15 protein-coding genes and 1 tRNA gene are annotated in these 26443 nt (G+C 63.6%); 5 read left to right on the plus strand and 11 right to left on the minus strand.

Features of this window, described 5'->3' with window-relative positions; translation table 11 throughout:
- The first annotated feature begins 599 nt into the window (after positions 1 to 599).
- Together ACYOEI_RS14835 and ACYOEI_RS14840 are read left to right on the plus strand one after the other, a co-directional pair.
- Complete coding sequence (locus tag ACYOEI_RS14835; RefSeq protein WP_462850290.1) at positions 600 to 2798, plus strand: Ig-like domain repeat protein; 2199 nt, start codon at positions 600 to 602, stop codon at positions 2796 to 2798.
- Between the two features lie 1283 nt (positions 2799 to 4081).
- Positions 4082 to 4651 (plus strand): FHA domain-containing protein, encoded by a 570-nt coding sequence (locus ACYOEI_RS14840; protein ID WP_462850291.1) that lies wholly within the window; start codon positions 4082 to 4084, stop codon positions 4649 to 4651.
- 140 nt (positions 4652 to 4791) lie between these two features.
- Here the strand turns inward: ACYOEI_RS14840 and ACYOEI_RS14845 are convergent, their stop codons facing one another.
- Positions 4792 to 5100, minus strand: coding sequence for a P-II family nitrogen regulator (locus ACYOEI_RS14845; protein ID WP_462850474.1), 309 nt, complete (start codon positions 5098 to 5100; stop codon positions 4792 to 4794).
- A gap of 229 nt (positions 5101 to 5329) precedes the next feature.
- Here ACYOEI_RS14845 and ACYOEI_RS14850 point away from each other — a divergent pair, with 229 nt between their 5' ends.
- Positions 5330 to 6043: a hypothetical protein gene (locus ACYOEI_RS14850; RefSeq protein WP_462850292.1), complete on the plus strand. Its 714-nt coding sequence runs from the start codon at positions 5330 to 5332 to the stop codon at positions 6041 to 6043.
- 50 nt (positions 6044 to 6093) lie between these two features.
- Here ACYOEI_RS14850 and ACYOEI_RS14855 read toward each other — a convergent pair whose 3' ends face one another.
- The 6 genes from ACYOEI_RS14855 to zwf all read right to left on the minus strand — a co-directional run bounded on the left by ACYOEI_RS14855 (position 6094) and on the right by zwf (position 17375).
- A complete protein-coding gene (locus tag ACYOEI_RS14855; RefSeq protein WP_462850293.1) occupies positions 6094 to 6306 on the minus strand; it encodes a carbon storage regulator in 213 nt (70 codons plus the stop codon).
- A 164-nt stretch (positions 6307 to 6470) separates the two neighbouring features.
- Positions 6471 to 10526 carry a PVC-type heme-binding CxxCH protein gene (locus ACYOEI_RS14860; RefSeq protein ID WP_462850294.1) on the minus strand — a complete coding sequence of 1352 codons (4056 nt, stop codon included), beginning with the start codon at positions 10524 to 10526 and terminating at the stop codon, positions 6471 to 6473.
- 132 nt (positions 10527 to 10658) lie between these two features.
- Complete coding sequence (locus ACYOEI_RS14865; protein WP_462850295.1) at positions 10659 to 13328, minus strand: MGH1-like glycoside hydrolase domain-containing protein; 2670 nt, start codon at positions 13326 to 13328, stop codon at positions 10659 to 10661.
- A 165-nt stretch (positions 13329 to 13493) separates the two neighbouring features.
- On the minus strand, positions 13494 to 14477 hold the full coding sequence (glk, locus tag ACYOEI_RS14870; RefSeq protein ID WP_462850296.1) for a glucokinase: 984 nt from the start codon (positions 14475 to 14477) through the stop codon (positions 13494 to 13496).
- Between the two features lie 238 nt (positions 14478 to 14715).
- Complete coding sequence (locus tag ACYOEI_RS14875) at positions 14716 to 15837, minus strand: glucose-6-phosphate dehydrogenase assembly protein OpcA (RefSeq protein ID WP_462850297.1); 1122 nt, start codon at positions 15835 to 15837, stop codon at positions 14716 to 14718.
- Positions 15834 to 17375 (minus strand): glucose-6-phosphate dehydrogenase, encoded by a 1542-nt coding sequence (zwf, locus tag ACYOEI_RS14880; protein ID WP_462850298.1) that lies wholly within the window; start codon positions 17373 to 17375, stop codon positions 15834 to 15836. The genes ACYOEI_RS14875 and zwf overlap by 4 nt, the downstream gene beginning before the upstream one ends.
- A 241-nt stretch (positions 17376 to 17616) precedes the next feature.
- On the opposite strand from zwf, the gene ACYOEI_RS14885 reads away from it, so the two are divergent.
- Together ACYOEI_RS14885 and ACYOEI_RS14890 are read left to right on the plus strand one after the other, a co-directional pair.
- Positions 17617 to 19116, plus strand: coding sequence for a DUF1570 domain-containing protein (locus tag ACYOEI_RS14885; RefSeq protein ID WP_462850299.1), 1500 nt, complete (start codon positions 17617 to 17619; stop codon positions 19114 to 19116).
- A 46-nt stretch (positions 19117 to 19162) separates the two neighbouring features.
- A tRNA-Pro gene (locus ACYOEI_RS14890) sits at positions 19163 to 19237 on the plus strand.
- Between the two features lie 80 nt (positions 19238 to 19317).
- Here ACYOEI_RS14890 and ACYOEI_RS14895 read toward each other — a convergent pair.
- The 4 genes from ACYOEI_RS14895 to ACYOEI_RS14910 form a co-directional block, all read right to left on the minus strand.
- Positions 19318 to 23151 carry a M56 family metallopeptidase gene (locus ACYOEI_RS14895; protein WP_462850300.1) on the minus strand — a complete coding sequence of 1278 codons (3834 nt, stop codon included), beginning with the start codon at positions 23149 to 23151 and terminating at the stop codon, positions 19318 to 19320.
- A gap of 5 nt (positions 23152 to 23156) precedes the next feature.
- Entirely contained in the window at positions 23157 to 23552 is a 396-nt protein-coding gene (locus ACYOEI_RS14900; protein WP_462850301.1) for a BlaI/MecI/CopY family transcriptional regulator, read from the minus strand.
- A gap of 225 nt (positions 23553 to 23777) precedes the next feature.
- Positions 23778 to 24755, minus strand: a complete 978-nt coding sequence (locus tag ACYOEI_RS14905; protein ID WP_462850302.1) for a HEAT repeat domain-containing protein — start codon at positions 24753 to 24755, stop codon at positions 23778 to 23780.
- Positions 24756 to 24851: 96 nt separating this feature from the next.
- Positions 24852 to 26267 carry an FAD-binding oxidoreductase gene (locus tag ACYOEI_RS14910; RefSeq protein ID WP_462850303.1) on the minus strand — a complete coding sequence of 472 codons (1416 nt, stop codon included), beginning with the start codon at positions 26265 to 26267 and terminating at the stop codon, positions 24852 to 24854.
- Between the last annotated feature and the right edge of the window lie 176 nt (positions 26268 to 26443).

Raw genomic sequence — 26443 nt, forward strand, 5'->3', positions numbered from 1 at the left:
AGGATGACTCTCACGAATCTGTTGAGACGGGTCTTCTTGTGGGGGTCTCACAGCTCAGAATTTTGGAAGATGTTGTGCGCGCATTCAGGGACAACCCCGGCGTGTGACGGTCAGGAACACTCCGGCGAAGGCTGGGCTTGCATGGCACCATTCCAGAGTTTGCTCTGAGTCGGGGGGGCCTCCGCTACCTCGATGCGGATGAGCATCGCGCTCGAAACTCGCGGCAGTCTCTCCGGGCTTAACTCTGCGCAGCGAGGCGGACCATTCCTCCCCATTCCAAGCCGACCCATTCCAATGGGGATCACGCCCCACGTCACCCGATCTTCGGGGAAACATGGGGGTCGTCCTCGAGTCCGAAATCGCTGCCTGGTTCGCATCTGGGCAGCTTGGGTGAAGCGAAATCTTCCATCTCAATGGATCGCGTACGACGGGCTTATAAGATCATCGAAGATTAGCACCCGTCGACGACATACCTGTCCAACTTCAAGCCGAGAGGATGCACCATGAGCTCGCGGACAAGGATCGCTACTATCAAGGATCGGCGCCGATTGGCTGCATTTGGCCAGAACGGGCGGGCCCGGACGCTCGGGATACGGCCGATGGTCGAGTCTGTCGAGAGTCGAGTGTTGCTGGCGACGCAGCCGTTGGCGTTCGCGGCGCTCGGCGACAGCCTGAGCGACGAGTACCAGTTCTATGGACCGCCGAGCGCGGCGGCCCTCATCGGCTCGCTGACAACGGGTGCGGGGAATACGACGGACCCCATCTCCAACCTGCTCGGGATCCTCGGCTCCCTCCCTTCGTCGCCGACGTCGGCGCCCAGCTCGCTCAAGGTGACGCTTCCCCCGGAGCTCTTCCTCACCGGCAGGAGCTCGGCGAGCAACTGGGTAGAGAATGTCGCCACGAACCTTTCCTCCCAGGTGAGCTTCGGGCCGTTCTCCACGATCAGCCGAGGCGCGACGCGAGAGCAGGGTTATGCCGAAGACTGGGCGTTGAGCGGTACGACCGCCGCGGGCTACAACTACTCCCAGACGGGGACGACGTTCGCGCAGGAGTACGAGGGCTACCCCAATGAGTTCCCCACCACGACGCCTGTGCTGCAGCCCGGGCTCGTGACCCAGAGCTCGCCGACGATCCAGGACATCAACGTCGTCACGATCCTGATCGGCGGGAACGACTACGCCCAGGCTGCGCAGAACTATGTGGCCCACGGCGACAAGGCTCCGCTCGAGACGACGGCCCCATCCGGCCAATGGGTGATCAACGAGGCGATCGAGACCTCGATTGCGGCGGCGATCTCCGCGATCCAGACGGCCAGCCCGAACACCAAGATCGTGCTGATGACGACCCCGGACATCACCATCTCCCCACTGGTCGACTCACTTCTCAGCGTCGCCTCGGTGTTCTACCCGAACCTGAAGGGAGACATCACCCGTGACGCGGCCGACTTGAATACCTATTTGAAGACGACCTACGCCAACAAGGCGGGCGTTGGTGTTGTCGACACCCAGCAACTCTTCACGGACTTCACAAAGAACCCCGTCATCGACGGCGTGACCGTGGACATGACCGCCTCCGGTCAGGCCATCACCGACGGCTTCTCCGGAGACGGGTTCCATCCCGGAACGATTCTCCAGGGGGTCCTGTCCCAGGCGATCATCAATGAGATCAACACGCTGTATGGCGGCAACACCCCCGCAGTGACACCGTTGACCGACGCGCAGGTCGTCGACTATGCGACCAACTCGCAGCCGGCCGTCACACTCACGACTTCGGCACGGACGACGAATGTGGGGCAGTCCGTCACCCTTTCGGCGCAGGTGACACCGGCGGTCGCCGGGACGACTGCTCCGACCGGGACGGTCACCTTCGAGGTGATCGTCACCGGCACCCCGAGCACCTTCATCAGCCCCTTCCAGTCGCCCGGACAGATCCTGGGAACGGTCCCCGTGAGTGCCACGGGCGGTGCCACCCTGACCTTGCCAGCCCTGCCTGCGGGGAGCTATCAGATCGCGGCGTTCTATAGCGGCGACCCGAACTATGAGGCCGTCATCACGCCAACAACCACACAGACCGTGACGACCACCCCGGCCGTGACGTCGACGACGCTCACAAGCTCCCAGGGCGTGGCCACCGTCGGACAGGCGGTCACCTTCACCGCGATCGTCAGCCCGAACGGGCCCGGCTTGCCGATTCCGTCGGGATCGGTCACGTTCCTCGACAAGAGCACCAACCAGACCCTTGGTACGGCCACCTTGAACGGCCAGGGGCAGGCCACGTTGACAAGCTCGACGCTTGCCGAGGGGCCCCATGTGGTCGTGGCCACCTACGGAGGGACTGCGGTCCTGGCCTCGAGCACTTCGGCTGCATTCTCTCAGGTCGTCAACGCCGCTCCGACTCCGCCGCCCCCTCCTGTCGTGGTACCGTCTCCCTTGACGACGACCCAACTTGTGCCGCTCGTGGAGACGGTCAGGGGGCGACGGTTCGTGACCTTCCAGATCACGGTAACCCCTGCCTCGCCCATCCTCGGGGTTCCCGCAGGCACCGTGACGATCGCCTACGGCAACAATCGGCTCAGGAGCTTTACCCTGGTCCAGGGCAAGGCCAGCTTTATCGTCCCGCTCGGACAGGCGGCCAGGCGCGTCGCCTACGCGACCTTCCTGGGTCAGGCGCCCTTCCAGGGAAGCGGCTCGACGATCTCCTTCATCTCCCAACGGGCGATCCTGCCGCTCGGACGCTCGGTCGCCTCCATGAAGCAACGAGCCCACGCGAACCGGCCTTTCGCTCACCACGGTCGTTGAGCGAACGTTCCGGACCCCGGCGATTCGCAAACGCTGGGGTCCGGACGCCGAGGATTCGAATCCCTCGCCAAGCTCGCCGGGCGGGATCCTGCCGCGAGGATACCTTGCCACCATAGGTCGCCGACCGAGGGAGGAAATCCGTAAGGACATCCTCCCATCGGACTTGGTGGCTGGGGTTTGATCGTCACACCCCTACGTCGGTCAAATCATCAAGATTATCACTGATCAAATGACTGACAATCGAGCCGAGCCGTCGTGGCCCCGGCCAAAGGCGCGATCGTGAATCCGCGTTCTCTTCGTTTGCTTTCGATTGTCAGTTTTCGTCGGTGCCGAGCGCGATGACGCTCCCCCGCGACTCAAACCGTTTGGTTGGTCGGTTCGAAAACTGCGAAGTCTTGGGGAGGGATCGAGGTTGGGGAATGGTGACTCGGAAACATGCCGAGTCCCGGTCGTCACGTTGACTTTTGGGGTGCCGAGGAGTGACGGAATGTAATCGCCAAGTCCCCGAGTGGTTCGGTCATGCACACGGCGAATGCGCCGGGCGGGTTCGGACTTGACGATCCTATCTCAGCAGGTGGAACGAATCACAAAACGCTCCGAATCAAGCCACCCCGGAACGGGCAAGCGACCTGGACCTCGTCTTCGAGCGGTCGTCGAGTTGTCGTTCGAGGTTAGACAACCATTCGGACAGATCGTTGGACGACCTCGCCACGACCCGCGACTTGAGGCGGGCGGCACGGCACGCCAACGCTTTGGCCTCCGCCGGGGAGGACGAAGAGTCATGCATCATTCGGTGGGCGTTCGATGCCAAGGAACGCAATTCGGCCGCAAACATCGCGGGATCTTCCGGCCTCGGGCTTTCGAATTCAACTCTCATAGAACACTCTCGCGGGTCCCGGCCACCTTCCCAAAGGTCCATCCCTGAGGGCCGGCCGGTATCATTTTTACTGTATCACGCAAACAAACCATCATCCACGTCAGTTTCTCATCCTCAAGGAGTCGGGCCACGCCATCGTTTGGCCTTCCACAATGATTCTAGGTCTCGCACGGGGGAGTTTCATCGCGACCTTGGATTTTGTACGTCGGTCCTTCACGATTGGTTTGCGCTCGGTCTGCTTTTCCCTGGAATTTGCCGATCCGCCCCCGATTTTTTAGGGAGGTGGACGAGTTCGTAGGGCCGGATTTCATTTGCGTCGGACGGCCGGAGGAGTTAGCCTGGTATTACGCCTATCTTCCCCAGAAAAGCCGTCCCTCCCCGTGGTTTCCGTCTAGGATCGTCGAATATGGACTTCCAACTCGTGATCGTCCGGGGCCGAAGTGCCTCGACGACGATTAAGCTCGGGGACGGTGTCACCACCGTCGGCCGACAAGACGATTGTCAGCTTCGAATTAAATCCTCGCAGGTCAGCCGCAAGCACTGCGAGTTGTTCGAGAAAAAGGGCCTGCTCCTCGTCAAGGACCTTGGAAGCTCCAACGGCACTTACGTCAACGGTAAGCGGATCACGGACCAGCGGGTCCTGGAAGCCGGCGACGAGTTGACCGTCGGTCAAGTTTCCTTGAAAGTCGCCAAGGCCGACGCCGTCGGGGCACGCCCGGCGACAGCCCCGAAGCCCGGCGATACGGCCGTGGTCGAAGTGGCACCGGTCGACTCGGGAGACGACGAATTCGAAATCGAGATGGACGACGATTTCGAAATGTCCGAACCAATCGCCGTCGTTGCGAAAGAAGAAGAAACCGTCGTCAAGAGCATGCCGGAGCCGAAGGCGAAGGCCCAGCCCAAGGAACCCGAGAAGACCACCGACGATGCCGTCGCCGACTTCTTGTTGGATCTGAAGTTCGACGACGACGAGTAAGGCCCGGGCGTTTCCTGCGAGGAACCGCGGTTCTCGCCCCAGACCCCCAACGTACTCGTCGAAAGTCGAACGGACCCACCGATGGCGAACGTCGCCCTTCGGCGGGTTTCCCTGCGCCTTGGCCGGGTTACTGAACCGGATCACCAGGAGATGGACGGCTCTAAACACGGCAAGATCATGATCTTGCCGTCGCCCATGCGTCCCGTCCTCGCGTGGGCAACGATCGTCTTGACCGCAGTCGTCACATCCTGATCGTTGACGAAGAGGGTGATCTCGACCTTAGGCAAGAATGAGGCGTTGTACTCACTCCCAAGGTAGCGATGGAGCCGATTCTTCTGTCGGCCGTAACCCATTGCCTCGCGGACCGTTCCGCCAAGAATCTCGATCGACTCCAGGGCCGCCAGGACGGCTTGTGCCCGGAACGGTTTGACCAGCGCGATGATCTGCACCAAGCCGACGACCTCCCCGGTCGTGAGATCTCGAGGTTGACCGGAACTCTCGCTCGTCCCCGGTTTCTGAAACCATTCCGAATGCCGAGCCGCGGGCAAGAGGAACGAGGAACTCGGTCCTCGACCCCCCATCCCACCCGGAAAGGGCTCGCTTGACAAGGCCCGGAAGCCCATGGACATTAAGAGGAACGAAGTTTCTGTTTCGAGATGCCGACGGCGAGGTGATTTCATGCGACGGGTCGCGGCCATGTTGGGGAGCGCGGTCATCCTGCTGGCGGGAGGGTGCGGGCTGAACAGCTACGAGGCCCGATTGAATCAGACGCTGGAACGGATGAAGTACGAGGATCGGCTCGACAAGATGCTGACGCCCGCCGCAACCGATAAAGAGTGGCAGGAATTCTCCATCTACCTGCGACCTCCGAAGGCCCTCGCGGTCGCCAAGGAGTTCTTCTTGACGGCCCCGGAACCCGGGAAATTCGAGATCGAGAAGACCTTCCTGGAAGCGCAGAAGCAGAGCCTCCACGTCCTGGCACGACTCAAGCTCGCCAAGAACGCGTCCAAGAAGAAGGCGGCCCCGTCGCCGGCCGACACGGCCGACCGGACAAACTTCAACAAGGATGTCATCGACCTCGTCACCAGCTCCTACTCGCCGCCGGAAGAGCTGGTGCTCTCGAAGTTCAAGGTGACTAACGAGAAGTCGAACGAATACAAGTGGACGACCTTCGAGGTGAACGGGAAGAACGTCCAGATCTATCTCTACAAGAAAGATCAATATGAGGTTGCGTTGATCTTCGAATTCCCGAAGGCCGACCAATCGAGCCTCACGGGCAAGATCAAGCTCTGCCTCGAGTCGTTCGCCGTCGGCGACAAGGCGAAACGGTATTTCTCGGGCGGTGGCGGGGAAGACGAAGCCGTCGGGGCCAATCCGGGCGTCGCTTTCTGAACCGAGACGTGAGTCTCGAACCGAAGTCCGACGAACTTGAAACCCTCCGCTCAGCCTTCGGGAAGCCCCGAAGGTTGGGTGGAGGGTTGTTCGTTGGCAACCTCGGCCGTGCCTCGCTCGAGGAGCTCGGCGCGGAGGATCATCAAGTTGTCAGGCGCCTCGATCCCGACCCGTACGTGACTACCTTCGATCCTGACGATCGTTATCCTGATGTCGGACCCGATGAGGATCCGCTCCGATCGTTTCCGACTCAAGACCAGCATCCCATGCTCCGGAAAAAGAATCGAGAGTCCCGAAAGAGTGCGACTCGGCCGAGCGCCCATTGACTAATCAATCGCGAAGCGGGCATGCCGACCGACACCATTTCAGGACTCCGACCGTCCCACGGCCGAGAATGCGCGGGATTAAGCCGAACAGGAATTCGTGCTCAATCCCCGGCCTTCGGATTCAGCTCGAGCTTGAGGTCCTTGTACCGGACTTCCGTCGCCCCTCCGGCGTGGAGCTGGAGCGCGAAGATGCCGCGACGAGAACCGGCGGGGTCGTCGAGCTTGACGCAGGGGTGACCGTTGATCGACGTCCGGATCCGGTCGCCGACGGCGAGGATCTCGTAAGTGTTCCATTCGCCCGGCTTCACGTAGTCCTCTCCGGATTGGGGCCAGAGCAACTCGCGCCCGTGCTCTTCGTAGAGCTTGCCCCACCATCCTTCGCCGACGTCCGCCTGGTAGCCTTTGACTTCCCCTTCAGGGAGTGCTTCGCTCCGGAACTGGATCCCGCTATTCCCCTGGTTCGCGACGAGCTTCACCTGGAGCGTCAGTCGGAAATCCTGGACCGCGAGCTCGCTACGCAGGAACACGTTGCGGCCGAGTCCCGGCGTCTTCCCGACGATTTGACCGTTCTCGACCGACCAAAGGCGCGGGTCGCCTTGCCAGCCGGTTAGGTCTCGCCCGTTGAAGAACGTGGGCAGGTTGTCGGCGTTCGCGAGCATGGGCACCTGCCTGGGACTGGCCAGGTAGGCGACCAGGGACCGGAACTCATACTCCGAGAGGTTCGCAACCAGATCCTCGGGCATCATCGACTTGTCGCTGGTCCGCCGCTCGTCGATCTCGCCCTTGGGGATCGTGACGGTGTCATTCGCCGAGAGGAGGACGACCGCGTCTCGATCTTCGCGCCTGACGATCCCGGTCAGGACGCGACCGTCGGTCGTGGAAATGACCTGCGCCTGGTAGTCCTTGCCGATGAGAGCGTTGGGATCCAGGACGTTCGCGAGGACATAGTCGAGATCCGCCCGGTTCGACCCGGTGAGGTCGGGGCCGACCTGCCCTCCCGTGCCGAAAAGGGAATGACACTGCTGACAGGTCTTGGCGAAGACGGCCCGTCCGAACTGCTCGTCCGGCTCACGTCCCGAGTCCGACTTGAGCTTGGCCTTCGTGGATGCGATGAGCTTGGCCTTGTCGGCGGCCGTCTCCCGGATCGTCCCCCAGTGCTTCGTAATCTCGGCGTCAAGCGCCGCGCTCTTGTGGTCGCGAAGCTGGCGGATGATCTCCGCGGAGAGGTCTTTCGACGGAACGGTCCCCGACGCCACGGCCGCCAGGAGTCCGCGGGCCCACTCGAGTCGCGACGCGAGCGTGCTCAAGGCGTCACGCTTCTCGGCGAGGCTGAATCCGGGATACGCGAGGAGGATGACCTTGGGCGTGTCGGGATCGTCGTACGAAGCCAGGGCCCGGAGCGCCTGACCTCGGAGCGATGTCTCGTTGATGAGCGTCTGGAGCGTGGGTGCGAGCCTAGGGTCATGGACCCTCAGGAGGTCGGCGAGGGCGCCTCGGCGTCGACCGAGGTCCGCGGCCCGATTTGCGAGGACTTCGCGCATCGACGCGAGCGCCGATGGGTCGCCGAAGGTGAGGGCGAGGGCCTTCGCCTCGGCAACAATCCGGGCATCGCCCTTGTTCGCGAGGGTCTTGGCGACCTCGGGCCAGGCCTTGGGCATAGCCACTTGTCGACGACTCTTGAGCGACTCATTGATCCCTTCGAGGATCGCCAGTTGCACGGGGGCGGAGTTGGACTTGCCGAGCATGACCACGAGGCTCGCGATCGCCTCGTTCGTCCCGAGGGACGCGATCCGGCGGACCAGGAACGTCTGGACCAGGGGAATCCGAGCCTGATCGGCCAGCTTGAGGGCTCGACCGGGATCGGATTCGACGAGCGGCTCGGCCGCGAACCAATCCATCAACGGGACGTTGTGATCGACGGCGTCCTCGGAGTGCTCGAGGAGGCCCGCCACGATCCCCCAACGGTCGCCGAGCGGCAATCGTTGGGCCACCGAGGCGAGGGCGAGATGGACGATCGGCGACGCGTCGGACCGGCTCATCTCCTCGAGCTTCGCCAGCCTCGAGCGAATCGGGCTGAGGCCCCTCGATTGGGCCGCGAGCTTCATCGTCCAAGCTCGGACGTCCGGGCGAGAGTCGGAGAGGCCGGCGTCGATCACCGAGTCATCGAGGGCTCCCATCGCGTGGAGCGCCCAGAGGCCCCGGAGCCTAAGTGGGGCATCGGGGTCGTGCAGCAGGGCGTCCTTGAGGAATTGGATCGCGTCCCGATCGGGTCCGCGTTCCTGGAGGATTCGGCGCGCGTGGCGTACGAACCACTCGTTCCGGTAGCGCTGCATCTTCGCCAGCTCGAAGCTGGTCAACGCGTTCAGGTCGACCGATTCGGTCGTGGAGTTCTTGTAAGAAACCTTGAAGATCCGCCCGTTGGTGCGGTCGTGCAGCTCCGAGACATGGTGATGGCACTGGTTCTTATCGTACCAGTCGATCATGAAGAGGTTGCCGTCGGGGCCGTACTTCAGGCTGACGACCTGAGACCAGCGGTCGTTGGCCATGAGGAAGTCGGGGGCATGTTTGCCGACGAAGGCCGACCCCTGCGGCACGAGGATGTCTCGGTTAAGCCGGGCACCGTGGATGTTGTTCATGAAGATCGAGCCGTGGTATTCCTCGGGCCAGGCTCCGCCGAGGTAGATCATCGCGCCGGCGTGGGCGTGCCCTCCCCCTGCCCCGTCCGATCGACCATTTCCGCCGTGCGGGTTCGACCCGAGGTAGTGGCGATGGTCGGCGATCGTCTTGATATCGTCATAGGTGTACGGGTTGAAATGCGGACCGGCCTGCCGCTCGTAGCGGGCCCCGTCGATCACCTGGTAAAGGTGCGGGATGACGCAGGACGTGAGGAAGGCCTGCCCGCGTTCGTCGAAGTCGACGCCCCAGGGGTTGCTCGTGCCGTGGCAGAACACCTCGAAGCGGTGATCGGTCGGGTGATAGCGCCAGATGCCGGCGTTGATCGGTACGCGTTTGTCGTCCGGAGTGCCGGGGGGACCGACTCGAGAATGCGTGAAGACTCCGTGACACCCGTAAAGCCAGCCGTCTGGCCCCCACGTGAACGAGTTGAGGGTTTCGTGGGTGTCTTCGAAGCCCCAGCCATCGAGGAGAATTTGGGGCGGCCCGTCGGGACGATCGTCGCCGTCCTTGTCGGGAATGAACATCAGGTTCGGGGCGGCCCCGACCCAGACGCCGCCGAAACCGATCTCGAGCCCGCTCACGAGGTTAAGCTTCTCGGCGAAGATCTTTCGGTTGTCGAATTTGCCGTCGCCGTCCTTGTCCTCGAAGATCAGGATCCGATCCTTTGCCTTGTCCTGGGGAACGTGGACGGGATACGAGTACGCTTCGACGACCCAGAGACGCCCTCGGTCATCGAAAGCCTGGGCGATGGGCTGGACGACGTCGGGCTCCCCGGCGAAAAGCGTCACCTTGAACCCCTCGGGAACGGTCATGGCGGCCGCGGCGTCGGTCGGGCTCAGGCCCTCGTGCGCGTATTCGTCGGGAACGGGCGGAGCGGGGCGATCTGGGACGTCGGGCTTCGTCGAGAAGAAGCGGAAGTCGTCGAAGTTGACGTGTCCCCATCCCCCCGAGTGGCGGTCGACGAGTCGTAAGAAGATCATCTTACCGAGGTGCGAAGTCAGGTCCACGGCGACGGGCTTGAGGTTCTCCGAGTCATCACCCGAAGCCACGAAGATCACCTTCTGCGTATCCTGACGGACGACCTCGACACGCGTCGTCGGGTGTGACCCTGCGCCGACGAGGAATTTCGCGAATGGGTGGGTCACCTTGAATGGCAGCGAGGTCAAGGTACCCTGGGGGGCATCCCCCCGGCGTTCGTAGGAGCCGACCCAGTATTTGCCGGAGTGGTGACTGCTCATATCCGAACGACGGGCATGGATCGTGTCCCCTTCGACGGGCGGCCCCTGGAAAGCGTCGCCCTCGACTTTCCAATCCTCGAGAGTCCCGGTCTCGAAGCCGAGGTTCAGCGGACGACCTTTCGCATCGGTAGGGAACGCCCCGCTCGAGCCCGTGTCGGGCTTGGGTGGAGCCGCCTTCGCAAGGGCCGACAACATGAGGGCAATGGCGATCGCTGCTAGCCTGACGAAGTCCTTATGGATCATACGGTGTCTCCCCCTGCGGCTCTGCCTTGGATAGGGTGTCTCGTCGTCATTCGCACGTCCGGGGACCATGATCGACCCCGCGTCCCTCCGACTCGATCAGGATGACTACTTCCTGGAACCTTCGGTCTCGACTCAACCACGCCACTCGTCGATCAACGAGGCCACCAGGGCGGTCCAGCCGGTCTGATGCGCGGCCCCGAGGCCGGCCCCGTTGTCTCCGTGGAAGTATTCATAAAAGAGGATCAGGTCCCGCCAGTGCGGGTCGGTCTGGAACTTTTTCGATCCCCCGTAGACCGCTCGGCGACCGTCATCGTCTCTGGAGAAAATCTTGATGAGCCGATCGGCGATGTCCTGGGCCTGCTCCTGGAAGGTGACCGGGTGGCAGCCCGGTGCCGAGACGCCCATCGAGTTGCCGAAGGCCTTCCCGAGTTTCCGGAGCGACTCGATGAGCAGGAAGGTCGTCGGGAACCAGATCGGCCCTCGCCAGTTCGAGTTCCCCCCCTTGACTCGCGCCAACGACTCGGCCGGCTCGTAGCCGACGACGCGGCCGTCGAAGACGAACGGCTCGGCCAGGTGAGCCCGGGACATGCTCCGGATCCCGTAGTCGGAGAGGAACTCCTTGGGATCCCAGATCCGTTCCGTAATCCGGCAGATCTGCTCCTGATCGAGGATGGTCAGGACGTGGGTTTTCTGCCCATCCCACTCGACGGTGTGCACGACGTTGCGGACGAGCTCGGGGCGATTCCGCATGAACCAGTCGAAGTTGGCCCGGAACTCCTTGAACGGTTCGATCCACGCCTCCTCGAGGCGCTCGACCGCGAACAGGGGAATTAGCCCGACGAGCGAGCGCACCCGGAACTTGCGGTAACGACCGTCGGGGTAGCGCAGGACGTCGTAGAAGAACCCGTCGTCCTCGTCCCAGAGCTGGTAGTCGCGGTTGCCCATGTTCTTCATGGCCGCCGCAACATACGTATAGTGTTGAAAGTATTTCGACGCGAGTGCCTCGTAGACCCGATTCTCCTTCGCCAGCTCGAGCGCGATCCGCATCAGGACGAGGCAGAACATCCCCATCCATCCCGTCGCGTCGGACTGTTCGATCCGGGAACCGTCCGAGCAGGGGACGCTCCGGTCGACGACGGTGATGTTGTCGAGGCCCAGGAACCCCCCCTCGAAAATGTTGTTGCCCTCGCGATCGACCTTGTTGATCCACCACGCGAAGTTGATCAGGAGCTTGTGGAAGCAGCGCTCGAGGAAGTCGCGATCGGCCTTCCCCGAGCGGATGCGGTCCATGTTGTAGACGCGCCAGACCGCCCAGGCGTGGACGGGCGGATTCAGGTCGGAGAATTCCCATTCGTAGGCGGGGATCTGTCCATCGGGGTGCTGGAATTGCTCGAAGAGCAGGATCCAGAGTTGGTGCTTGGCGAACTCTCCGTCCACGAGCGCGAAGACGACGGACTGGAACGCGAGGTCCCAGGCCGCGAACCACGGGTATTCCCACTTGTCGGGGACCGTCATCACTCGCAGGGAGTTCAGGTGCCTCCAGTGGTGGTTCCGTAAGGTCTTGTGCCCTTCCGGAGGAGGCCATTCGGGGTTATCGCCGTCGAGCCAGACGTTGACGTCGAAGAGGTAGGATTGCTTGCTCCAGATCAGGCCCGCGAGGGCCTGGCGCTGGACGAGCTTCTCGTCGACGGTCGCCGACTTCGGGTGGATCGTCTCGTAGTATTCGTCGGCCTCGGCCCGGCGGAGGGCGATCGTCGGCTCGACCACGTCCAACGGCGCGTCCAGCTCGCCACGGTTGGTGAGCCGAAGGTTGAGGACGACCGTGCCGCCCGGCTCGATCGCGTCGAACCGGTAGTGGAGTGCGGCCTTCGTCCCAATGGGCGTCGGGCTCGTACAGTGTTCCCCGTCGACGATGAACCGGTGGAACGCATCCTTCACATAAGGCTTCCGGTCGGGCGTGCCGGGGCCGAAGACCCTCGGCATGTTCGTCTCGTTGTTCGTAAACAACGGGACGCCGCCCTGGGGGCCGTGGAGGGCCCGGCGGCCGAGCCGGTAATGGATGGGCATCGACTGCAAGGTCTCGACCTCGGAGTCGTCGGTCACCAGGCTGATGGCCGATCGATCCTCCGAACTCAGCGAGATTTTGGGCTCGGGCGAGGGGCGAGCCCCCCAGGCCCAGGTATTGCGAAACCAAAGGTGGGGGATGATGTGCAACGGGGCCGGGTCGGGGCCTCGATTCACGGCCTCGATCCGTATGCAAATATCCTCGACGTCGAGCTTGGCGTATTCGATCGTGATGTCGAAATAGCGGTCGTCGTCGAAGATCCCCGTGTCGATCAGCTCGAACTCTGGGTCGGCCTCGGTCCGACGCCGGTTTTCTTCGACGAGTCGGCGGTAGGGATATTCGCGCTGCGGGTACTTGTAGAGCATCCGCATGTAGGAGTGTGTGGGTGTGTTGTCGAGGTAGAAATAATACTCCTTGACGTCCTCGCCGTGGTTCCCCTCGTGGGAGTCGACCCCGAAGAAGCGCTCCTTGAGGATTGGGTCGTTCCCGTTCCAGAACGCCGGGGCGAAGGCGAGGAGTTGGAACCGGTCCGATATGCCGGCGATGCCGTCCTCACCCCAGCGGAAGGCCTTGCTCCGGGCCAGGTCATGCGGGAGGTAGCTCCAGGCGTCGCCGTCGTCGCTGTAGTCCTCTCGGACCGTCCCCCAGGCACGGCTGCTGAGGTAGGGGCCCCAACTCCGCCAGCCACCGCAGTCATCGGTGCACGTCTTGAGCCGCTCGGATTCCTTGCAAGTCATGGAGAGAAGCGCTCGACGAATGGAGGGGAATCAAGATGATTCGATTCGGACTCGAGACAGGGCCGTCATCGTTCAGGCCTATCGTCAACGGATGCCGGGATCCCGGGCAACGAAGCGACCCTGACCGACCGACCGGGTGGGAGAGCCGCTTCGTCTGTCGGCGGTTCAGAGGCGAGCCGCGTAATGCGCCGCGCCGATCAGGGGCGCCCGAGGGTTGAGGGCCACGCTCACCTCGATCGAGGAGAGCAGCGGCGCAAGCCTCCCCTTCGCGGCGAAGGAACGGGTAAAGGCCCCCTTCTTCAACGCGGGGAGGAGCTTCGGTGCAATCCCGCCGCCGATGATCACCCCGCCGGTCGCAACGCAACGCAGCGCCAGGTTCCCCGCCTCGGCGCCGTAGACCGAGCAGAACAGGTCGACCGCCGCCTCGCTGAGCGGGTCGGTCCCGGCCAGGGCATGTCCGGCGATCGTCGCGTTCGGATCTCCGTGCATCAACTCCTCGGCGACTTCGGGAGTTTCGACCCCATGCCCGCGATCTTTCAGGAACTCGTAGAGGTTGTGAATCCCCGGCCCCGAGAGGACGCGTTCCCAGCTCACATGGCCGCCGAACTTGTCTCGAAGATAGAGCAGGAGCTCAATCTCAAGGGAGTTGGTCGGAGCGAAGTCGGCATGCCCGCCTTCCGAGGCGATCGGGTGGTAATGCTCGCCGTCCCAGAAGAGCATCGCCTCGCCCAACCCGGTCCCCGCGGCGATCACGGCGACGTTCCCCGCCCGTCGTCCCGCGGTCCCAGCCTGGAGGATGCTCCGCTCGTCCGGCCCGAGATAGAGCATGCCGTACGCGGCCGCCTCGAGATCGTTGAGGAGCTTCACCCGAGGCACGCCGATCTCGGGGCCCAACGTCCGCTCGTCCAACGACCACGCCAGGTTCGTCGCGTCCGAGTGCCCGTCGACCACGATCCCCGCCACCCCGAAACACGCCGCCCGAGGCGCCCCTTCCGCGCGATTCGCGAGAAACTCGAGGAGGAGCTTGTCGAACGTGTCGTACGCTCGACTGGGAAACGTCGCCTCGCGGACCTTCGTCAGGTTCCCCTCGGACTCTTCGAACAGCGCCAGGACCGTCTTGGTCCCCCCGATATCACCAGCCAGGAGCATTGGCACTTCTCCTCGCACCAGCCACGCGGCATTCTATCTCGATCGATTCCGACTTGCCCGAGCCCCTCGGAGAAGCCCCGAACGGAGCACTAACCAGGAAAAATTTTCAATCAACAGATGGTACATATTAAAATAATAAACATTCAAAAATATAATTAAAATATCTTGAATGCCTCAGGATTATCCGTGTTCAAGCCGTGGCTAGAACGTCCCTGCTCTCCCGCCCACTCGGATGGACTCACTCGGCCATGCGCCCCGCCATCGCCAGCGATTCCATGAAGAGCGGGTCGGGGTCACGATCCTGGAGTTGGAGCCCGACGAGGATCGCCCGCGACTGGTGGGGTGCGAGCAAAACCCTCGGCTGGCAGCAGATCCCCTCGCACGTGACGGCAAGTTTTCCGGGCGAGCTCGAGGAGAACCGCAGGGTCGCTCTCGACGCATCCGCCTTCCACGAGAGGGCGACGTCGCGGATTTCCGGGTCGCCCTCGGGGATCCTCCTGGTCCGGACTTCGACCGAACTTCTGGCGGACTGGAATCGCCAGACGAGTTCTTCCCCCTTGCGAATCGCCGCCCCCGCCGATCGCCAACCCAGCCTCGAGGCGAGCCAGCCGACGAGCAGCCACGCCTGAGGGAGGCTGGGAGAACCGTGCTCGATCGTCACGCGGTCGAGCGCCTCGAGCGCGCCCGGCGCAGCGACGGGGTCGAGCGATTGACCGATGAGACTTCGCCACGGTTTGAGACGCCTCCAGGCGAGGTCGGCAACACGCGTGTGGGAGGTCTCGGCTTCCGGCGCCCAGCGGCTCGTGGCGAGCGTGCCGTGTGCAGGATCGGTCCAGTTCAGGCTCGAATAAACGACCTGATCGGTCATCGCTTCGAGCTCGTCGAAGAGCGCACCGCCGAGCGGAGGGGCTTCGTGGCTCGCCCACCAGAGGGACGTCGGCAGGTCTCCGATGAGCAAGGACCGGGCGGTCGACGGGAGTCGCGGGACCGCGTCGCCCGAGGCGTTTACGGTCACGTGCTCCGAGCAGACCCGGTTGTGGTCGCCTGCGAGGTGGCAATGGGCCGAGACGTATGCCTCGATCGTCCCCGCCCCCGAGCCAACCTCGCCCACGAGGAGGAGGACTCGGCTCGGGTGGAGCCGAACGATCTCGTCGAGTTCCTCGATGACCACGCCGGCCTGGTCCTGACTCGAGCAATAGACGATCAGGTTCGACATGCAGGCGCGGATCACCTGCGCGCCTCGGGAGGAGCTCGACTCAGGGTGCTTCCAGAGCTGCGCGAGCTCCCGTTCGATCGCCGCGATATCGACCGGCTTCGGCGGGTGGATGAAGAGGTCGGGCTTCGATGAGGATGCGCTCATAAAGTCCTCCATTCTCGCCCGTCCGACTGGATCAAACGATCCGATTCCACGGGGCCCCAGGTCCCCGCGGAATACTCGGGCAGCCACTTGCTCCGGCTGTGCTCCCAGGCGTCGAGGATGTTGTTGATCCAGACCCAGGACGCCTCGACCGCGTCGCGCCTCATGAACAGCGTGGCGTCGCCCGCCATCACGTCAAGGAGGAGCCGTTCGTAGGCCTCGGGAGTCTGGTCGCCGTAGGTTGTGTCGTAGCGGAAGTCCATCCGGACGGGGTTGATTTTCAGCTTCGGCCCGGGCCGTTTGGTCGCGATCTTGAACGAAAGCCCCTCGTCGGGCTGGATCCGAAGCGCCAGGACGTTGGGCTCGAGCGGGGCGGAGGGATTGGCGTTGAAGAGGATCTCGGGGACGGGCTTGAACTGGACGGCGATCTCGCTCGCCCGCTTAGGCAGTCGCTTCCCCGTCCGGATATAGAACGGGACGCCCGCCCATCGCCAGTTGTCCACGAAGATCTTGAGCGCCACATAGGTCTCGGTCGTCGAGTTGGGGTTCACCCCCATCTCTCGACGATAACCCGGGACCCCTTCCCCGTTGTGGAATCCCGGACCGTACTGGGCGCGCACGACGTTCCGGTCGACCTCGGCGCCGGCGAGCGGCCGGAGGCAATTGAGGACCTCGAGCTTGTGGTCCCGGACGACGTCGGCCCCCATCGACCACGGCGGCTCCATCGCCGTGACGCAGAGGAGCTGCAGGATATGGTTCTGCACCATATCCCGAAGCGCACCGGCCTCTTCATAATAGCCGGCGCGGGTGCCGACCCCCTCCTCCTCGGCCACGGTGATCTGGACGTGGTCGATGTACTTCTGGTTCCAGAGGGGCTCGAAGATCGAGTTACCGAACCGCACGACGAGGAGATTCTGCACGGTCTCCTTGCCGAGGTAATGGTCGATCCGATAGACCTGCCGCTCGTCGAAATCCTTCGACAAGGTCGCGTTCAATTGCCGGGCGCTCGCCAGGTCCCGTCCGATCGGCTTCTCGACGATGATCCGGGTGAAAGGCCCATCCCCTTCGGGATTGATCAACCCCGAGGCCCGGAGCTGCTCGACGCAGGTCCCGATCAAACTCGGCGGGATCGACAGGTAAAAGACGCGATTCCCCGGGATCCCGAACTGGGGTTCGACCTCGGCCAGCCGCTGTTTCAAAGCTTCGTAGCACGAAGGGTCGTCGAACGACGCCGGCACGAAGAAAAGCGACCGCTCGAAGTCGGGCCAGTGCTCGTCGTCGATCGGCCTCCTGGAGAACGTCTCGACGCCCTCCCGGGCGAACGTCCGGAAGTTCTCGTCGCTGAACTCGTTCCGCGCGAAGCCGATCACGGCGAAGTTGGTCGGCAAGACCCCGTCGAGGGCGAGGTTGTAGACCGCCGGGATCAGCTTCCGACGCGCCAGGTCGCCGCTGCCGCCGAAGATCACCAGGGAACACGGCTGCGGGGTCATCGTGTTCCCGGCGCCGACCGTGAGCGGATTGGGGGCGGACGTTTCCTGCATCACTCGCCATCCTCGGAGATCGTGTCGAGACAGGACTGACTTCCGGGAGACAAACCTCCCCTGCGAATCCTTCGCCCTGATTTTGCGCGAAAAGCCCGCCCGAACACAGCCAGGGTCGAAAAATGCCTTAACCCCGATCCCGACGAAGTTCTTGCATCCGTCGGTTCGATCCTCGGATGGCGATAGCCTACCGCAGCCGTTAGGATCAACGACCGTCCATCCAGGAAGGAGCGTCGGCCTCATGCGACCCAGAATCGCCATCCTGCTCATCGCATTGGCCGCGGCCGTCGACTGGCCTCTCGAAGTCCGGGGTGAGCTCGTCTACTTCGCCAAAGGGGGCGAAGCCCAGATCCCCGCGACCGTCCAGGGCGACGTCGTGCGGCTCGAGGTCCCCACCGGCTTCCTCGAATTCTCGCGCCGGGAGTTCCGCAAGATCGTCCCCGGCCATTGGCCCGCCTATGAGTGGGACGCGAGGCACCGAAAAGCCCTGTCGGGGACTGCTGAGGATCGTTTCGCCGCCGCGTGGTGGGCCCTCGAGAACGGCCTCACCCCCGAGGCGGTGGCCCTCTTGCGCGAGGGCAAGCCCGGCGACTCCTCCCACGCGCCAACCTCACGGATGTTGGCGGCCCTCGCTCGACTCGAAACGCCTTGCTCCGACCCGCCAAACCTCGAGCGGCTCGAGCGGGCGATCGGCGTCCGAGCCGAGGCCGCCCGAGGATCCCACGTCCTCCTGCTCCACCAGCATTCCTCGGAAGAGGCCGCGGAGCGTATCGATCTCATCGAGCGGGTCACGACGACTTACTACCTCATGTTCGCCGCCCGGGGGACCGAACTCCCGGTCTCTCGCACGCGGATGCCCTCCGTCTGGTTCTCGGACCAACAGGACTATCTCGCCTTCTTGAAATCCCAGGAGGCCGGGGCCTTCCGGGGCACTCGTGGCTACTACCATCCGACGTTCAAGGCCGTGGTCGCGTTCGACGCCAGGAGCCATGAAACGTCGAGGGCCTCGCGCGAGGCCCTCGATCTTCGCCGAACCGATCTCGAGCAATTCTCCAAGACCCTCGAGACCATGCCCCCGCGAAGTCGACTGCGATTCGAGCTCCGCGGCGATCGGCCGCGACTCCTCAACCGAACCGAGGGTCAAAAGGTCTTAAGCGAGCTGAATCAGGACCTCCAGCGCCGCGAGTTCCTTGAAGACATGGACCGACGCGCCATCGACCTAGGAACCGCGGCACACGAGATGGTCCACCAGCTCGTCGACGCCAGCGGACTTGCCCCGCGCCACGACGACTTCCCCACCTGGCTCCACGAAGGCTTCGCCGCCCAGTTTGAAGTCATCCGTGGCGGCCGCTGGTCAGGCTTTGGCCGCGCCCACGACATCCGCCTCCTCGACTGGCGAGGCATCCATCCCTCCCCCCCCCTCCTTCCCCTCTTCCAGACCGCCAGCTTTACCCAGGGCTACCAACGATCCCTCTACGCCCAATCTTGGGCTCTCGTCTACTTCCTCCGCAAAGAGCATCCCGAGTCCTTCCAGGCCTACCTCGACCTCCTCCGCACGCCCAACCCTCGTGGCCCTTCTACCGAAAACCGACCCCTCGCCGCCTTCCACTCCGTCTTCGGCCGCGATCTCGAACCCCTCGAGCAGGGCTGGCACCGATACCTGAATTCTGTTCGGACCCCACTCGGAGAAGAACGAGCGACTTCCACCGTTCCACGCATAGAATCGTCGAGTCGCGATTGACAATCCTGCCTGGGACGCTATTATGAACCCGCCAGTGAGGAAAAGACGGGGCGTAGCTCAGCTTGGCTAGAGCGCACGGTTCGGGTCCGTGAGGTCGGAGGTTCAAATCCTCTCGCCCCGACTTTCGTTCAGAACGAAAACCCCTCGGCGGAAACGCCGAGGGGTTTTCTTATTCGCACGGGGAAGACACCGGCCTCGCCCCTATTTCAAGGCGCCCTCGATCCTCGCTCTGAGGTCGTTTCCGCCCGAATTCTCGAGCGGATGGCCGCGCCATAGGATACGCCCGGCTGGGCTGATGAGGACGGCTTCCGGAACCCCGGACGCGACGAACGCCCGCGCGGCGGGAGCATCGAAATCACTGGCGCCCCCCCCGCCGGACCAGAAATGTTCCAACCCAGTCCATCCGCGTTGTTGTATGTGCGACCGGACCTTCACCTGGTCCGAATCGATGCTTACCGGGAGGAGGACGACTCGATCCCTCCAGGCGTTTCTCTGCTCTTTCCCCAGGGCGTTCAGCTTCGCCATGGGTTGCTGGCAAGGGCCGCACCAGGTCGCCCAGAGTTCCAGGAAGACCACTTTGCCGCGGAGGTCGCTGAGTCGTAACGTGTTTCCGCCCGCTAAGCTCGTCAACTCCAGGTCGGGTGCCATGTCACCCGCGCCCGGGGCCAGGAAGAACTCGAAAGGCTGCGTCAACGGGTCGTCGGCGAAGCCGAAGGAACCCAGTCGCTTTTTGTCGACGCTGACCGTGTACGCGGGGTACGGGAACCACGACGGCTGTGCCTTGTCGGTGAGGCCGGTCAGCTCGATGTCGCCGGAGGCAGGCACGGCACCCGAATAGACGACCTGGGTTCCGTAGTGACCGTCGAAATAGGTCACGGACGCGTGGCGGCCCTGCGCCGGTTTATGGTCGGACGTCCGGATCTTCACGACCGCAGTCCGCTTACCGCGGAAAGCATTCGGGTCGTAGGGTGTCGAGCGGAATTCAATCCGCTCGGATTGACCGGCCTTGAGCGTCGGTTGTCTTTGGTCGAAATAGGCACCGATGTTGATTTCAGTGCCGGGAAGCGGCTTGATCTCTTCCTTGGGTTGGGTGCGGACGCTGACGAGGTATTTTCCAGGGGCGAGGTCGGTCAGCTTGAGCTGAGGGCTCGGTGACGTCCCGGAAGTCGAGCTGACCTCCAGGTAGCTGTTGCCTTGGAGTTGGCGGAGGACTTGCAGCGAGGCACCTTTGAAAGGCGTTTCACCGCCCGGCGGAACGCCGGGCTCGAAGGAGACGTTGAGCCCGGCCGGACGAGGGACTTCGACCTCCAGGTTCTCGCCCTTTACGTTTGCGAGGCTGAAGGGACCGGCTTCGAAGAATTGGAGGAAACCGGGCGAGTGGACGGCGATGTGAACTCGAGGCGTGTCCTCGGCCAGGCGGAACTCGAATCGACCCGAGCCCACCTCGCGTAAGCTGAGCATATTAAAATCCGAAACAACTTCGCCCCGACGATTGCTCGGCTGTCGCATCATGCGCACCCGTTCTTGCATATCGTCGAAGTAGGACTCGGGCATCGCTCCCTTGGGCCACGTCATGCCCTCGGGGAGTGTGAATTGCACCTGGACTTTCCGCCCACGCCTCAGCGTGATCGTCGCACGGCCACCACTCAACTCCTCGCGCTGGGGGCCCACGAACCGCGCGACGGCGGACGCGAAGCCGTCGGCTCGCACGTGCACGTCGAGGGCCTGCGCCTCGCGATACTCCCCCCCGCCGCCGAGGAACACCATGCCGTCGCGACCGGAGACCCAAGGCCCGTAGCCCGCATCCGCGGTGTGCACCATCGCGTCAAGTCTCGAGACTGGCGTCCCCGCTTCGTCGACGACGCGCAGGCGGAGGTCGGTCGTCTTGGAGAGATCCGGCTGGGCGGTCGCTTTCGCGACGAACTCGACCTTTGGGGCGTCTCCTCTTTCGGGCACCGTGAATGAGGAACCGGCCGAGAAATCCGACGATTGGCTCGACAACCGCGGTGTCGATGCACGGACCGCGAAGAGGTCTGCCGAATATTCTCCGCCAGGGATGGGGTCGATCGTGAACCGGCCTTGAGGTGTGACTGGTACGACATCATATGTCACGATCATCCTGCCTCGTCGCCCATCCGTGTCGAGGACCTCTTCCGGGCCCACTTGAGAGATCGTCAAATACGCCTCACGCAACTCGACGCCCTCCAAACCTCGCACCTGACCGGAGAGCGGTCGCCCGAGCTTTCTTTCCAGGGAGAGCAGGGCCCGCTTCGCGGGTTCGATCTGGATCAGCCGACGGTCGGCCCCCGACATCAGCACCGAGTTCCCACTCGATTTCGTCTCCTCGAACCGTTGGACTGTGTAGTGTCCGGGGGGAAGATGCTCGAACACCGTTTCGCCCGGATTGTTCAGCGAGAAGAACGACATGTGGAATCGTAGCGAGTCTGCATTCCATGCGGAGCCGTCCCAGGACTTGAGCTCGATCATCACGGGCAGCTTGCGCGGTTTGTTCGGGAAATCGCTCCGGATGGCAAGGCGACTGGACGGGGGAAGTTTGACCTCGACCTTGTCGACTTGTTGCAGTCCGGAGCGGGGGACGACCCAGAGCAGCGGGTCTTTGGCGATCACGGCCAGTCGATTCGCGGGCCCCTGTTTTCTCGTGACGGTGAAAGAGCCGTCCCGGTCCGTCCGCGTGGAAGACGGGCTCGGGGCTTCCCGATTGATCACGAACCAGTTCCGCCGATCGGCGTCCACGATGATCCGCTCCTCGCCGAGCAAGAGCACTTCGGCGTCAGCAATTGGAACGCCGCGGTGGTCGAGCACCCTCCCCTGGATCTTCGTTCCTTCGGGCCAGGACTGGGTCGCGACGGCGTCGTTTGCCGTGGTCTTGGGAGCCGACGGCTCGACACTCCTCGCCAACGGCGTTGGCTCATCACCTTCCGATCGGCGGAGCCCGGGCAAGGCCACGCAAGCGAGTACAGCCAGGGATAGCATGCCGGCGAGAGAGAGTCGTGGTGCTCTCCGCAAGGTTCGATCCATGATTCGCTCCAAACGGCGGCCGAGGGGGTGGAAGTGTGCGCCCAGCATCATCGAGACGCTGGCGCTCGCCCGCCCACTCAGGCGGGACGCTGCTTCGAGAAGTGTGTCGCAGTAGGCCGGGCCCGTCGTCAGGTTGTGTGTCAACAGGAGATCGTCGCAGCAATCCTCACGGATCCTGCGGATCTGTCGATTCAAAAACCAGACCACGGGATTGAACCACCAGGTCACCGACAGGCCCAGTTGGACCCAGTTGATCCACGGGTCGCGCCGGCGGTGATGGGCCAACTCATGCGCGAGGACGGCGTCGAGCGCCGAGGGTTCCAGTTGCGCCACCACGCTGGGGATGATGACCACGGGTCGCAGCACGCCGAAGGCGGCCGGCCCGAAAGACTCGTGCGACAGGAGGAGGCGGGGCGGGTGCCGCAGGCCAAGTCTCTCGGATAACTGAATGAATCTTTGCCGAATTTCACCGTCGGAGACTTCCGCGGCCCGACGGATGGTGCGGCCCATGGTGAGCAACCCATGCAAGAGCCAGAGGCCGGAGGCAAGGAGGCCAATGGTATGCAGGAGCATCAACCATGATTTGCCGTCGAGCGTCGTCGAGTCGGGTTGAGGAGCGCTCGATCTCGTCGCCCGTTTCGATGCAGGATCGATCCGAGGCAGTCCCAATGGGATCCCCGCCAGAGGCGTGGGAGGAGCCATCAGACGAGGGGGACTCAACACCACTGTGGAGACATTCGTCTCGGCCGAAACATCCCGAACCGTCGGCCCTATTCGGCTGAACAGGCCCGTCGGCATGGACAACTGCGGCGGTAGCGTGAACTTGACCAGCGCAATCACCAGCAGCGCGTAGCGCAACGGTGAAGGCCATCTCCGCCCCAACCGGACGACGACGAGTAGTAATACGGTGAGTAAGGATGCCTGCCAGGTGACGTGCCATACGTATGGGAACCAATTCGCGGCGGCATCATTGATCTGTGGCAGCAGCGGTTGCATACGTTTCACTCCCCGGGATCGGCCTCCCGTCGAAGCCTGTCCAGCAGTCGCTGTAATTCCTCGATTTCGGCGGGTGTCGGTGGCTGCGTCTCGAAAAGCGCAGTGACCAGCGCGGGCCCGCTACCGCGGAAGATGCGTTGCAGCACATCGCCGATGACGCGACGGTACATACCGCCAGGCCGGCGCGTGGGTGTGTACACGAACGCTTTGCCGACCGGCCCCTTGACCCGTTTCACCAGGCCCTTGACCTCCAGCCGGCCCAGTAGCGTCACCATCGACGTGTGTGCCATGGGCCGGTACGCCTCCATGGCTTCGCGGACCTGGCGCGCGGTCGCCTGGCGCAGCCCCCACAAGCAGGCCATCACCTCAAGCTCTGCATCAGGTAGGCGTTCCTCGGCCATGGCCTCCCTCGCCTGCAGTTGATCGCCGCTCGTCTAGCCGATCATGGTAACCGGCATTGAGAATATCGACGGGCGTCGAGATTGTCCATGGTGAATATTGACGGGCGTCGAGATTGTCCAGCGGTCGTAGAACCAAACGCGCACTCGTGTGCGACATCGTCTACGAGGGTCGACGATCCTATGGTCCGAAGGAGTATCCCACCTCGGATTCCCCGAGCTCAGGTCTCATTCGACGAGAAAGTCTCGTTCGAAGTGGCTCCGAAGTCGTGCGTCGCCGCGATCGTGAACGACCGACGCAACACGCTCGAGAAACCGAGCGTCACCCTTGAAGATTCGAAGCGCGAACAGGGCGGCGATCGCCGTCGACACCTCTTCTGAGGCGACGAGTTGGATCAGGTGCTCGGTCGCCTCGGACCTGCGGAGGATGGCGATGGCCAAGAGGACCTGCTGTCTCAACTCGGCGGAGAGGCAACGGGGCCAACACTCTTTGAGTGGGGCGAGTGCCTCGGGGAGGCGCGACCTCCCGAGTGCCAGGGCCGCCGCCTCGCAGGCTGGTTGATGGATCGGGTTGAGATACTCAGTGACGAGCCCGAGGTTTTCCCCAGGGTCGACGGCAAGCAGGCCGCACAGGCATTCGGAGAGGACGTCGGGGTCGCCGTCCCCGATGCGGACCTTTAGGCGGAGGATCAGGCCGGCCGCTTCAGTCCCGACGGCGCCGAGCGCCGAGGCCGCTGCGGTCCGCACATCCCTGGCGGGATCGGCCAGCGCGTCGACCAGAGTGGGAAGCGAGCGGTGGCCTTCGAGCCTCGCCAGCGCGACGACGGCCGACGCGCGAAGGGGAGGAGCCGAGTCTTCCGTCCTTCCCCAGACCGGCTCGAATTGAACGTGACCGGCCGCTTTCTGAAAAAGATCCGGGGCGTCGTATTCCATCAGGTCGAGGGCCTGGACGATCGCGATCTTGGCGCGGCAGAGCTTGTCGACATTGAGCGGGTCGATCAGCATTCGGTCGAAGGCCGTTTCCAGGTCCTTCGCCAACTCGATGAGCTTGCTCTCGCCAACAATTACCGCCGACGCGGCCACGAGAAGGTTCGAGCGGTCGCCGAGACGTTTGCGGACCTCGTCCTTCTGATCGGGCGTGAGCGTCTGGCCCCTAAGCTCGCGGAGCGCTGCCAACTTGTCCTCGAGCGATCCGCGAGGTGCCATGAGACTCTCCACAGGAGCGACCCCGGATCGGACCCGACACGTCGGCGACAAGGCCCCCACCAATCCTCGACTCGACGAGACTCGCGCTCGTCCCGCTCACGTTGAGCGGAGGATCTTCCCGGGATTGAGGATGTTCAGTGGATCCCACGCCAGCTTGAGCCGACGCATCAGGTCGACTCCGGCATCGCCGAACTCCTCGACGAGCAACTCGACTTTATGCCGGCCGACGCCATGCTCGCCGGTGCAGGTCCCGTCCAGCTCCAGGGCGCGGCGCATCGCCCGATGGTTGAGTCGTTCGGCCTCCTGCATCTCGTCCGGGTTGTCCGGATCCGCGAGGATGATGCAGTGGAAGTTACCGTCGCCCACATGGCCGAGCACGGGGCACGGCAGCGAGCAGGTGCGGGTGTCCTCGATCGTCGCGGCGATGCACTCGGCCAGCCGCGAGATCGGCACGCAGGCATCCGTGACGAATGCCCGCGCTCCGGGACGGAGTTGGAGGATCGCCAGGAAGGCGGTATGCCGAGCGTCCCAAAGTCGCGCACGATCCTCGGGAGCGGTCGCCCACTCGAAGTCGTGGCCACCGAGCGTGTGTGCGATCTCCTGCACGGCCTCGACCTGCTCCGCAACCCCCGACGGGGTGCCGTGAAACTCCAGGAAGAGCGTCGGCTGCTCCTTCAACGCCGTCTGTTGATACCGGTTGACCGCGGTGACGGTCAGGGTGTCGAGCAGCTCGGCGCGGGCGATCGGGATCCCCCGCTGGATCGTCCGGATGACGGTGTTGACCGCTCCCGCCACGTCCGGGAAGGGGCAGACGGCCGCCGAAATGGCCTCGGGACGCGGGTAGATCCGGACCGTGACCTCGGTGATGATCCCGAGCGTCCCTTCGCTCCCCACGAAGATCCTCGTGAGGTCATACCCCGCCGAGGATTTCTTCGCGCGGCGGCCGGTGCGGACAACCTCGCCATCGGCCGTGACGACCTTCAGGCCGACGACATTCTCGCGCATCGTCCCGTAACGCACGGCGTTCGAGCCCGACGCGCGCGTGGCGGCCATACCGCCGAGCGTGGCGTCCGCGCCCGGGTCCACCGGGAAGAAGAGCCCGGCCCCCTCGATCGCCGCGTTCAACTGCTTGCGAGTCACCCCCGGTTCGACGGTCGCGGTGAAATCCTCCCCGTCTACCGCGAGGATCTTGTTCATACGAGACAGATCGAGGGTCACGCCCCCCTCGACGGCCATGATGTGCCCTTCGATCGAAGTCCCGGCGCCGTAAGGAATGACCGGGACCCGGTGCAGGGCGCACAACCTTACGACCTCGGCCACCTCATCGCTGGTCGCCGCGAAGACGACACAGTCCGGGGGCGTGGCGTCGAACGGGGATTCATCCCGGCCGTGTGATTGCCGGACGGCCTCGCCGGTGCTGAACCGATCCCCGAACCGATCTCCGAGGGCACGCAGCAGCTCAGGCGGTGCCGTGCGCCTGCGGGCGATGGGTGAAGCTGACGCGTCCTGCATGCGAGTCCACCTCCGGGTCGATCGCTGGCGGGCGCCAGGAAAGATTCGGTCCCCGACTCGGCCTTGCGTTTACGCGTCGACGGTACGCCATCTTGGCGTGGGAATCAAACCTTTGCCTTCACCAATTCATCAATGCCAATCGGAAAAATGACAGGATTGCAAAGCGATAACGACAA

Source organism: Singulisphaera rosea (genome assembly GCF_054877945.1).